Source organism: Chitinophaga sancti (assembly GCF_034087045.1).
Taxonomy (GTDB): domain Bacteria; phylum Bacteroidota; class Bacteroidia; order Chitinophagales; family Chitinophagaceae; genus Chitinophaga; species Chitinophaga sancti_B.
The window spans coordinates 6,445,513-6,457,269 of sequence record NZ_CP139247.1; the positions used below are offsets into that span (position 1 = coordinate 6,445,513).

8 protein-coding genes and 1 tRNA gene are annotated in these 11,757 nt (G+C 45.2%); 3 read left to right on the plus strand and 6 right to left on the minus strand.

The window, feature by feature from the left end; all coding sequences use genetic code 11:
- Nucleotides 1-138 precede the first annotated feature (138 nt).
- The gene (locus SIO70_RS33520) at nucleotides 139-570 is read right to left on the minus strand and encodes a transposase (protein ID WP_414017880.1); all 432 of its coding nucleotides are present in this window, start codon (nucleotides 568-570) and stop codon (nucleotides 139-141) included.
- A gap of 232 nt (nucleotides 571-802) precedes the next feature.
- Between SIO70_RS33520 and SIO70_RS25830 the strand changes: the two genes are divergently transcribed.
- Nucleotides 803-1,681, plus strand: a complete 879-nt coding sequence (locus SIO70_RS25830) for a recombinase family protein (protein WP_320575660.1) — start codon at nucleotides 803-805, stop codon at nucleotides 1,679-1,681.
- A 115-nt stretch (nucleotides 1,682-1,796) separates the two neighbouring features.
- On the opposite strand, the gene SIO70_RS25835 is transcribed toward SIO70_RS25830, so the two are convergent.
- From SIO70_RS25835 to SIO70_RS25845, 3 genes are all read right to left on the minus strand, one after another.
- A tRNA-Lys gene (locus tag SIO70_RS25835) sits at nucleotides 1,797-1,869 on the minus strand.
- Nucleotides 1,870-1,949: 80 nt separating this feature from the next.
- A complete protein-coding gene (locus tag SIO70_RS25840) occupies nucleotides 1,950-4,373 on the minus strand; it encodes a penicillin acylase family protein (RefSeq protein WP_320575662.1) in 2,424 nt (807 codons plus the stop codon).
- A gap of 332 nt (nucleotides 4,374-4,705) precedes the next feature.
- Entirely contained in the window at nucleotides 4,706-5,818 is a 1,113-nt protein-coding gene (locus tag SIO70_RS25845) for an 8-amino-7-oxononanoate synthase (protein WP_320575663.1), read from the minus strand.
- A 56-nt stretch (nucleotides 5,819-5,874) separates the two neighbouring features.
- Between SIO70_RS25845 and SIO70_RS25850 the strand changes: the two genes are divergently transcribed.
- Entirely contained in the window at nucleotides 5,875-6,471 is a 597-nt protein-coding gene (locus SIO70_RS25850) for a tRNA-(ms[2]io[6]A)-hydroxylase (RefSeq protein ID WP_320575665.1), read from the plus strand.
- Between the two features lie 125 nt (nucleotides 6,472-6,596).
- Here SIO70_RS25850 and SIO70_RS25855 read toward each other — a convergent pair whose 3' ends face one another.
- Nucleotides 6,597-8,780 carry a patatin-like phospholipase family protein gene (locus SIO70_RS25855; RefSeq protein WP_320575667.1) on the minus strand — a complete coding sequence of 728 codons (2,184 nt, stop codon included), beginning with the start codon at nucleotides 8,778-8,780 and terminating at the stop codon, nucleotides 6,597-6,599.
- Between the two features lie 283 nt (nucleotides 8,781-9,063).
- On the opposite strand from SIO70_RS25855, the gene SIO70_RS25860 reads away from it, so the two are divergent.
- Complete coding sequence (locus SIO70_RS25860) at nucleotides 9,064-10,548, plus strand: MFS transporter (protein ID WP_320575669.1); 1,485 nt, start codon at nucleotides 9,064-9,066, stop codon at nucleotides 10,546-10,548.
- A gap of 229 nt (nucleotides 10,549-10,777) precedes the next feature.
- On the opposite strand, the gene SIO70_RS25865 is transcribed toward SIO70_RS25860, so the two are convergent.
- Nucleotides 10,778-11,755 carry a GSCFA domain-containing protein gene (locus SIO70_RS25865; RefSeq protein WP_320575671.1) on the minus strand — a complete coding sequence of 326 codons (978 nt, stop codon included), beginning with the start codon at nucleotides 11,753-11,755 and terminating at the stop codon, nucleotides 10,778-10,780.
- Between the last annotated feature and the right edge of the window lie 2 nt (nucleotides 11,756-11,757).

Genomic DNA, 11,757 nt, shown 5'->3' on the forward strand with positions numbered 1-11,757 from the left:
AGACTTTTACATTAACTTAACAGCCATTAGTATGGGAGAAAATCCGGGTCTTACCCCGCGCCAAATGCGAGTTTTTTATTACTTCTCTTGATTTCGCCGATACTCTAATAAAATTATACATCAATAGTTAGGTAAGATCTAAGCAGCTAAATTACCCGTATCCAGGCATTGGTGATATAGCCGCTTTATTTTTCTGCAATTCAGGTCCAGGCCTAAGTTTGAAAAAATTCTTTCCGTCAAAAATCTGTTGTACCAGGCGACTTTAATATTTCGCATAGAAAAGGGACCTCTCAGGTCAATAGGTCGTCTGATCCAGCAAGCGGCTTTGGCAATACTGACGGCACTGAGTACCATATTATAATGAAAAGATAGCTTAGCTAGATCCCGTGCCTGGCAATCATCCAGCCCTGCATGCTGTTTGGCATCCCGGATTAAAAATTCAATCTGGAACCGCAGTTTGTAATATTTTAGTATAGTCGTTGCTGGCAATGCATGATCAGTACACAGCAGAATATCATACCGTCCAGTTTCACGGTCAATGATAAAAACAACTCTGACAAGTCCTTTCAATGATACCGCATATACGATACCACTATAATATCGGGCAACCGCTTGACATGACAGTACCAGAAAGCAAAATCATGATGGCGGTTTACTTAGCTGTCCCTGAAGCAGAAAACGACCGCCGGGCCTTAAATGTATTCTATGGGATGCGCCGTGCTAGGAAGGAAGGGCGATGGATGGGAACAGCCCCTATTGGCTATCAAAATAAAACTGACGAAACCGGAAAGATCAAATATATATGTCCATTCCCACCGGAGGCAGAGATAATGAAATGGGTTTTGAAGAAATTGCGGCCTGTAGATTCAATACAGAACAGATCCTGAATATGGCGCGTAAAAGGGGCTTGAAGTGTTGTAAGAATAATTTTTGGGTTGCAATCCGTAATCCTGTTTATTGTGGTAAAATTCATATTCCTAAATACCGGGATGAGGAAAGCATATTTGTTCAAGGAAAACACGAGTCCATCATATCTTCAACCCTTTTTTATCAGGTACAGGAAATTCTTGATGGACGACGGAAAAAACAACGTACAAAGATGGTGGTAGACACCAAACTGCCGCTACGCGTTTTTTTGGTCTGCCCACGTTGCGGTAGGGTACTGACTGGCAGCGCATCGAAGGGCAAATACAAACATTATCATTATTACCACTGTATAACCTCATGCGGATGCCGTTTTCCCGCAGAGAGAGCGAATCAGCTTTTTTCTAAAGAGCTTCGCAAGTTTGTGCCACAATCTCCATTTCGTGACATTTTCCGTCCTGCCTTAGAATACTATTTTGAAGCCCAAACTAAAAGCACCAATGACGAAAGAAAAAGTTTACTTTCTCAGATCGATGCTTATACCGAACTAATAAGGGAAGCCCGCAAGTGCCTATTCCAAAATAAAATCACAGATCAGGATTATTACGAAAGTAAAGAGGAATATGAACAGTCAATTGCAAAGCTAGAGGATCGGTTGAGGGAGGTTCCGAAGAAGAACTATAACATTGAAGGGATTCTCGAAAAAGGTATGAAAAACCTTTCACAACTTGATTCTTTATATGAATATGGGGGAATAGAAACCCAGCAGCAGATCATAAGTTCGATATACCCCGAAAAAACTAGAATTTACTGGTGACGCATATCGAACTCCGAGAATAAATTTTGCAGTTCAGCTAATATACAGTATGGATAAGGCTTTGGGGGGAAAGAAAATGGGACAAGTCTTATAAATTTAGACTTGTCCCATGAGGTGATCCCGTTGGGACTCGAACCCAAGACCCATACATTAAAAGTGTATTGCTCTACCAACTGAGCTACGGAATCATTCCCTTTCTTCGTGATTGGGAGTGCAAAGATAGGAATTAAATTATTTCTTCCAAATCCAAACGCAATTATTTTTTAAATTAATTTAAAATCATTCTATACTTCACAGCCGGATCCTCGCGCTGGTCGCGCTTAAACAAATGCAACACATAATATTTCCCATTCACCCAATCCTGCACCGCATTATCATAATACTGACTTCCAGGGTTACCACTTTCCCCGCCAGGATAGATCCCGTAAGCTTCTACAGGGTCTCCCATCTGCACGATCATACGCCATGAAGGACCATGATTTTCCTTTATACAATTCACTATATGTCTGCCACCACCCGTATATAAATGATATGCGCCAAACGGAACTATACTTCGGGTGATGTGTCTGATATCTGTACCACGGTAACGCCCCCACTCTAACTTATTTTTGGCCTCCAACGCTTTTGCAGTATCCGCCGCTTTGGCCAGGGCAGCGTACATTAGCCCGGAGAAAGTTTCTTTTTCTGGTGTGTTGATGTTGTCAATAAAGTGAAATGCAGTATCTTTTATAAGTAGATTCAGCGTTGTTTTTTCCCATGGCATCTGGTATACATCTTCTCCGAACTGTGCCATATCATCATCCCATATTTCGCTTTGCAGATTATTCCATACTAACTGGAACACAGTCGCAGCCTTGCTGTCAGCAGTGTTTTGCTGATTCCAGGATGTGAGGAGTTGCCAGTATTTTTTCTGATCGGCTGTGAGTAATGATTGGGAAAGGTGTGCACCAAATACAGGAATGGCAGCCCTTGCCAGCAGATTGGTGTAGTCATTTTGCAAAGCCATCATATCCTGGATAGTGATCTGGCTATCTGCCGCCAGCACTTCATTGATACGCTTACCACGGAACAAATCATATCCACCGACAAAATTGTATGGATACGTATCGTCTGTCGGATTTTGATTGGCAGAGCTAACAAAACCACGGGCAGGATTATGCAGATGTGGTAATTCGTTTTGTGGTATATACCCTTGCCAGGCAAAGGTGCTGTCATCACCAGGCATCACGAATTTACCCTGATCCTTCCAGCGCAAAGGATATTTTCCATTGTGCCAGATAGCGATGTCACCATCTTTGGATGCGAAGGCAAAGTTCTGTGCCGGGCATTGAAAATCTTTGATAGCTGCGAGGTAATCGTCGTAATTTTTTGCTTTGTTGAGGAGCAGGAAAGTACGCAGTTCGTTCGATGGATCATGGGCTTTCCAGCGCATGGCGAGGAACTGAAATTCTTCTTTTTGTTCTTTAGGGAAGGTATTATCGTAGGCAACAGGTCCCCATACGGTATAGGCAACGGTATCGTAGTAAGGTTGTTGTCCCCTGATATTGATTTTTTCTATACGAAGGTCTGCATCGCGCCAGGTGCCGTTAAATAAATACTGTTTTCGGCCATTGCGGAATTGCAGTTTGTAGAAATCTTTTACGTCTTCTTCCCCATTTGTTACCCCCCAGGCAATATCGTTATTGAAGCCAATGATCACGCCGGGCGCACCGGGCAACGAAGCACCATAAGTGTTTTGCTGCGGTGTATGCAGTTGCACTTCGTACCAGAGGGAAGGCAGGCTCAGGCCCAGGTGAGGATCATTACACAAGATCGGCGCACCGGAGCGGGTTTTGGAACCAGCTACCGCCCAGTTGTTACTACCATTATCCGGATCTGGTTTCTCTTCTTTAAAATGTTGTAAGGCACCGGCCAGTTTGATAATGCTGTCAGGTGGCGCTACTGCTTTTACGGTAACCGGATCGAAGTGGGTGTTTTTAGGCACTATCGGGTCCAGGCTATCATTGAAGTCAGGGTATAACAGGTTGAAATCTTCCTTACTGAAAATACGGCGGGCGTTGGTGTATTCGAGGTCTTCGGCTTCACCGGCCAGATCGTTTGCCATCAGTTTGAGGAGGATAGCGGAGTTCAGCGTGGTCCAGGGCACCGGTTTATAGTCAAGGAGCTTGTATTCTATGGGCAGACTTGCCTTGTTCAATGTTTGAATATAAGCATTTACACCTGCAGCGTAAGATTCGATGGCGGTTTTGGTAAAAGGGTCCTTTACCATTTCCTTCAGTGCGACCTCAGCACTGTAAACCATGCCACGGCGGCGTTGCATTCTGTCGTAATCGACCATTTTAGGGCCGAGTATTTCAGAGAGACGACCAGAGGCGGCGAAGATCTGCAATTCCATTTGCCAGAGGCGGTCACGGGCGTGGAGGAAACCTTCTATATAGTAGGCGTCTGCGTCGTTTTCAGCGAAGATATGAGGGACCATGCGGTCATCCAGCCAGACTTCGGACTTGCCGGTGAGGCCGGTGAGGTGGATGTTTTCATTATAATCCTTGCTGATGGGGGTGGCGTTTTGCCAAAAACCTTCCTGAGGACTAAGTAATGGGCCAACAGGGGGAAGTGCACCCCATTTGTGGGACAAAGCAAAAATAAGTAAAGCGGTTATTCCGGTCGTAATGGCAAATGGTATGATTCTCATAGCAAGGAAGTGAATAGCTAATATACAATTTTTTCAGCCGCGGTGATTTTGATGGATGGCAATAATGAAATCATATAGGTGAATCGTAGGTGAGCCGGTTATAAGCCGCCAATAACCCGCCTCTTTATAGATGCGGGATATTGACGGTTTAAAGGCAGGATATAGGCGGCTTATAGGCGGCTTATCTCCCTGAGAATGCAAAAGAAGTACTATGGCTACGGTTGTAACCAGCAGGGTGAATTAGCTACTTTTTAGTGCGAAAAGCGACATCCCGTGAGGGGGTATAGACTACCTTTTAGCAAGAAATACGATAACCTTCGAGTTCCCATTATTTACCCCTTAGTCAAACCCCCAATCACCTTATCCACTTCCTCTTCCGTATTAAAGCTATGCAATACAATACGCAGCCTTTCCTTTCCTTTGGGCACAGTAGGATGTAAAATGGGCCGGATATCCAATCCTTCTCCCTGAAGTCGCGCCGCTAATTCCCTCGTAGCCGTATTTCCAGGGGTCAAAACAACCTGAATAGGCGTTTCACCTGGCAATGTATCCAGCGCCGCCACTCCCTTCCGGAATCGGGCAATTAATGCCGCCAGGTGAGTTCTGGCTTCCTGCATATAAGGAAACAATTCATAACTGGCCATGATTGCTGCCATCGCAGTAGGTGGCAGGGCCGTGGTATATATAAATGAGCGGGAAAAATTGATAAGATAATCACGTAAATGACTTGAACCCAACACAACGGCACCATGACATCCTACAGCCTTGCCAAATGTATGTACCCTGGCAAAACATTGTGCCTGCAATTCCAGGTGCTGTACAAGGCCCTCACCTTTTGTACCGACTACTCCCGTGGCATGGGCTTCGTCTACAATGATGTGGGCGCCTGCCCTTTCACAAATGGCCGCGATGGCAGATAAAGGGGCAAAGTCTCCATCCATGGAATACACAGACTCTACTGCCACGAAGATATTGCCCGTGGCGTTGGAGAGTTTCTTTTCAAGATCAATAGTATCATTGTGCAGGAAAGAAAATGCCTGCGCTTTGGAAAGCCGGATGCCATCACGGATACTGGCATGGATAAGAGAGTCGTAAATGATCGTATCTCCTTTTTGGGGTACAGCGCTGAATAATCCAAGATTCGCATCGTAACCTGAGTTATAAATTAACCCGGCGGCACTTTGATGAAAACCGGCCAACATAATTTCCGTTTCTTCTACCCAGGGGTAATTGCCTGCCAGTAAACGGGAGCCGGTACTGCCGTGGGCGAAAGGTCGTGCGGCAAGGAGACTATGTACGGCTTCCTGCATGGCCATGCTCTTTGCCAGGCCAAGGTAATCGTTGGAACAAAAGTCTACCATACCGGGTGCCGGCAGGCTTAACTGCCGGAGGGCGTGCTGTTCTTTGCGTGCTGCTAGTTGCGCTAAAAGAAAATCTTCTTTCATCTTTCAAAGCTAAGTAACTTTGTGGACGATAATTAATGAAAAGCAACTTAACGCGCATGAGTAAAGTATCTATCCTTGGACTTCATCTTCCTTCTGACCCACGTTGGGTAAACCTGGCCGCTATTTCCCTGGAAGAAGTATTGACAGACCATGCTTTTTGTGAGCAAAAAGCTGCAACTTCCTGTATCTCTTTGATTCAGCGTTATCCGCACAGAGATAGACTGGTACAGGAACTGGCGCCGATCGTGACTGAAGAGTGGGGACATTTCCGGCAGGTACTGGCAGAGATGAAAAAGAGAGGGTTTCAGTTGGGGAAACAACGAAAAGATCTATACGTAAATGCGTTGATGCTGCATCAGAATAAAGGGGGTGATCCGGATACGGTGTTCCTGGATCGGTTGCTGACTTTTGCGCTGATTGAGGCAAGGAGTTGTGAGCGGTTTAGATTATTAAGTGAAGAGCTGGAAGATGAATACCTCCGTGAGTTTTACCGGAAATTTATGATTTCTGAAGCAGGACATTACCGGTTGTTTATCGACCTGGCAAATGAGTATTTACCGGAAGAGAAGGTAAGAGCGCGCTGGCAGGAATGGCTGACGATTGAGGCGGATATAATGGATAAAATGGAAGTGAGGGGAGATAGGATTCATTAGAAGCAGACTTTCATTATCCTACATGGTTCATCATTGAAACCAATACTGAAACCAGCGGGACAGCATCTATACAAGTAATTATTCACAGGCTTCAATGGTGGTTCCATTGAAGCCTTCTTTATAGCTTAAAAATTAAACCCAATATTTACATAAAAACGTAACCGGCCATCCTGATCGCAATACATCATCGTGCCTTCTATCGGGCCCATGAATGTAGAATAGCCAGCTGATATGCCATACCCACTCAGGTATTTAAATTTCGTTTCCACATCCCCCATAAAATCATACACTGCTGCACCAACCCTTGGCGTGGTGAAGATATTCCGTGCCACTTCATACTGATACGCCAATTGTAATGTAGCGGCAGAAGATGTACTCACCTCACCTTCCAATATCCCTACAAACGGCAACTGGTTGCGCAGTACATTGTTCAATCCCCCAATCTGGAAAGCATTGATAGGACCTTGTTTGTGATTGAAGTTCACACCGCCACCGGCCTGAATCTGCAAAGCTCCTTTATATCCAAATGGAATATGATATTTTGCCTGCAACAAAGCCCGCTGATAATCGGCAAAGTTGATATTGGTAGAATCCAGTGATTGCTGCACCCCATCACGATACACCCTGAAACCCGGGTTTTCATTATAGATCCAGCCTGCTTCAAACTGCAGATCGATCCCTTTGCGTGAGTAGATCTTCCTATCGAGCGAGTTCATACCGATATAAAAATAGCTGTTTAACTGTGTGCTGTTTCCACGTATTTCCTGCTCATCTGCATAGCGGGGGTTCAGGTTCAAGAACTCCCAACGGGTACCTATCCCCATGGCCATCATACTATTCAATGTCCATTGAAAATGTATATCGGTGTTTAAGTATTTACTATGATAATCCTGTTTTGCTTTCAGGTTTTCATACTGTGTCATCGAGTTATCTTCGAAGTAAAAACCAAGGCCTACACCGAAGTTCCTGTCATGACCGGTATATTTAAAGTACTCTGCCTGCACACGCGGATTTTCGCTGATAGCCACGGTCACAAATGCACGGGAGTTAGGTATGATAAAGTTGCGTTGTGTAACATTGACGATCGCGCTGGCATTTGTAAAGCTATTATAACTAAGTGCGAATTTTACATACGTGAGCGGATTCTCTTCCACATTTACGTTCATGATGGTCTGGCGCTTGCTATCCGGTATGAGGTCGTATGTGATCATTTTATAGAATCGGGTACCAAATACATTCAGCACGGCTTCTTTGATATGCTGGGAAGTGTAGCAGCCACCGGTTTTGAGCCCAAGGCGTCCCAGGAAAAATTTCTCATCTGAATGCTTGAGACCATTTATACGAATTTCAGTCAGTTCAATATCAGCGGTAAAAGGTAAACGGTTCTTTTCGAAAGGGGGCAATGGATAGATGGCCTGTAGTGAATCGGCCAGGTGCTTGAACACGGGGTACATCTCTCTGCCCCTGCGCTTACCTATTTCTATGATAGAATCAACGCTGCCAAAGCTGGCGGCGCTGTAGTTTTCCAGTTTATGCTGAATGAAGATGTCGCAGAGTTGTCGTTCATCTTTGAAGTCGTCGGCGTCTTTGTAGAAACCGAGTTGCTGGATCACATCCAGCGGTGTTTGCAACTGATCTGATTTGCGAAGACCTTCTGATACGTTGGACCCGATCACAATGTCGGCCCCCATTTCCTTGGCGGTGATAACCGGGAAGTTGCGGACTACACCGCCATCGACCAACTTACGATCACCTATAGTGATTGCTGTAAAGATAGAAGGAATGGCCATACTGGCACGGATAGCAGTGACGATATCGCCGGTATCGAGAGTGACGATGGCTCCATTGGACACATCGGTGGCGATACATTTAAAAGGAATATTGAATTTGGAGAAATCCCTCACACCATTGGCAGGCCAGCACATACGAGCAAGCTCTAGCCAGAGCTGTTCACCGGAAATTACGCCGGAGGCTAGTTTGGGTTTGCCAAATTCAAAGGGGATTTCGATGATATATTTATTATACTCTTTCTTTTCTTCGTAAGAGATGTCGGTGAGCACGGGTTGGTTGGTAAAAAGGTTGTTCCAGTCGAGTTCCCTGGCCATTCTTTCTATGTCGGAACCGGAGTAGCCCATGGAATAGAGGGCACCAACGATGCTCCCCATACTGGTGCCGGTGAGGTAGTCTACTTTCAGTCCGGCGCTGTCAAGGGCTTCGAGAATACCGATGTGAGCCAGGCCTTTGGCGCCTCCACCGCTGAGGGTCACTCCTATTTTGGGACGGCCGGTCCCCGGCTGCTGTGCAAACATGACAGCAGGAAATAAAATGATCCCTAACCAACAAACAAATACCCTTCTGAAACGCATATATCTAGACTGTAAGTTCCCTGATTTGACCCGAAGGTAGCAGAATAAGTTTAAAAAATGAGTTTTCCCGCAATGACCTGTAGCAGGCATAGGGAGACTCAATTTTATCCAAAATCTACGGTTTAACTGCCTCTTCAAAAAATATAATATTTGCGTTTTTTTTATTATTTTATACAACTATTTGTAGCATTTCAAACTATTAGGACTACCTTATATTTCCACAAGTATGATAAAAAACACGACCGCGCACAACATCTGGCAGGTGATCCTGGCTTCTTCGGCTGGCACGCTGATAGAATGGTATGATTTCTACATCTTTGGCAGTTTGTCTGCTATAATTGCTGAAAAGTTTTTCCCGCCCAGCAATCCTGATCTTGCTTACATCATGACACTGGCCACTTTTGCAGTGGGGTTTGTGGTCAGGCCTTTTGGCGCGATTGTGTTCGGGAGATTGGGGGATATTGTCGGGAGGAAGTATACTTTTTTACTTACCCTGCTCATCATGGGCGGGTCTACTTTTGCTATTGGCCTGGTACCGGGTTATGGTACGATAGGCTTACTGGCACCGGTTATTGTATTGATATTACGGCTATTACAGGGATTGGCGCTGGGTGGAGAATATGGAGGTGCTGCAACTTATGTGGCAGAGCATTCGTCACATGACAAGCGCGGGTATTATACAAGTTTTATACAGACGACGGCTACGTTGGGATTGTTTGTATCGCTGGCGGTGATCCTGATTACCAGGAGTAGTATGACGACCGATCAGTTCAATGACTGGGGATGGCGGGTGCCGTTCTGGTTGTCGGTGTTGCTGGTGTTGATGTCTTATTATATCAGGATCCGGTTGCAGGAGTCGCCGGAGTTTGCGCAGTTGAAAGCGGAGGGAAAGACAGCGAAGAACCCGATAAAAGAGAGTTTTGGAAAGAAAGAGAATTTGAAAGTAGTGTTGCTGGCGTTGTTTGGAGCGGCCATGGGGCAAGGGGTGATCTGGTATACGGGGCAGTTTTATGCTTTGTCGTTTTTGCAAAAGACGATGAATATTGAATTCGTGCAATCTAATATAATAATAGCGGTGGCGCTGGTGTTGGGAACGCCGTTCTTTATTTATTTCGGATGGTTGTCGGATAAGATCGGGCGAAAGAAAATTATGATGGCGGGGATGTTGGTAGCGGCGCTGGCGTATTATCCCATATATGCAAGGATGGATCAGATTGGGAATATTGGTTTGAAGACGGAGGAGAAGGCGAAGTATACGATAGAGAATACAATGACGAGGAATGAACAGATGCAGAATGTGGAGAAGACCGTGAAGACGAGGGTGTATGATGATGAGACGAAGGTGAAGGAGACGGTGGTGAATACAGATGGGAAAGAGGAGAAGAAGACGGAGGTGATAGTAGGTACAAGTGGGTTGATACAATTGGTATTGCTGGTATGGGTGCAGGTGTTATTTGTGACGATGGTGTATGGGCCGATAGCGGCGTTTTTGGTGGAGTTGTTTCCGGCGAGGATCAGGTATACTTCGATGAGTTTGCCTTATCATTTGGGGAATGGGGTGTTTGGAGGGTTGTTGCCTACAGTGGCGACGATATTGGTGACACAGACGCATCATCATTTGGCGGGGTTGGTGTATCCGATTGCGGTGGCGGTGATTTGTTTTGTGATTGGGATGGTGTTTATTAAGGAAGATATGATATCTAAGGAATAGGGTAAAATCCGGAAGAATTGCTGCGCAACTCTTCCGGATTTTAGTGGAGGCGGTTGCGGACCTGGTGGTCCGCAACCGCTTTTTATTGAAGGAATTTAGCTGCGATGGTGATGGATCTGACGAATCGCAACCACTTTTTTATTTCCGCAACCGCTTTTTATTGAAGGAATTTAATTGCGATGGTGTTGGATCTGACGAATCGAAACCACTTTTTTATTTCCGCAACCGCTTATGATAGTTGTGAGGTGAAGCTGTCTGATAAACTTTGCAGCGGCAAAGAAGGATGCTCTTTTATGAGTTGTTCCACCTTATTTAAATAAGTTTTTACAAACTGCTGATGCTGTTTTCCTTCCGGGTTAAATGGCCGATGCGCAGCTGCACGATTTAAGTCAGTGATCTGATTGAATAAGGTCTTATCAGCAAGTCCGGCATTGATGAAATGTTCCCATACATAATCTATCGCCATTTCGTTGGGGTGTACAAGATCCTCTTTATAAAACCGGTAATCCCGCAAATCATCTACGACCAGCTCATACGCAGGAAAATAAAACAGGCGGTCGAACTTATTGACCATATGATGTACAGCCTGTAAGAGGATGGCCTTGCTCAGGTTATTCTCCACTACCCCATCTCTTACATATCTTACAGGACTTATTGTAAACAGGATCTTTACTTTTCTATTTCTGAAAAACAACCGGTGCATTGCATTGTCCAGGGCAGAGATGATATCCTGTGCAGACAGCATTTTCTTATAAAAAGCTGATGCAGGTACTTTATGACAATTGCCTACTACCTTTCCGTTTTCCTGTAAGGTGTAGGTATGGGCAGAACCTAAGGTGATCATTAACCAATCTGCCTCTTCCAGTCTTTTGACAGCAGCTTCCTGTTGGGCATTGATCCCTGCCAGTACGGTCTGAGGGTTCAATCCCGAAAAACGGCTGTGGTGATCCCAGCTATGCCAAAGGTCACCCTGCTGGAATAGATCTTCCTGCGTATAAACTTTGTTATCCAAGTAGCTGTGAATCGACTGGGTAATGCTGATTGGATTGTACAAAATACCATGCGGATTGACCAGCGCATCAAAGTAATGCCCCTGCAACCGCCCTCCTATCTCTTCTGCGAAGCAGGACCCCATTAGCAATAAGCGATCTGCGTATTGCAATGGTGAGGAAAAAGGCGTAACCGGAAATGTAAGGCGAAAGTTCATGA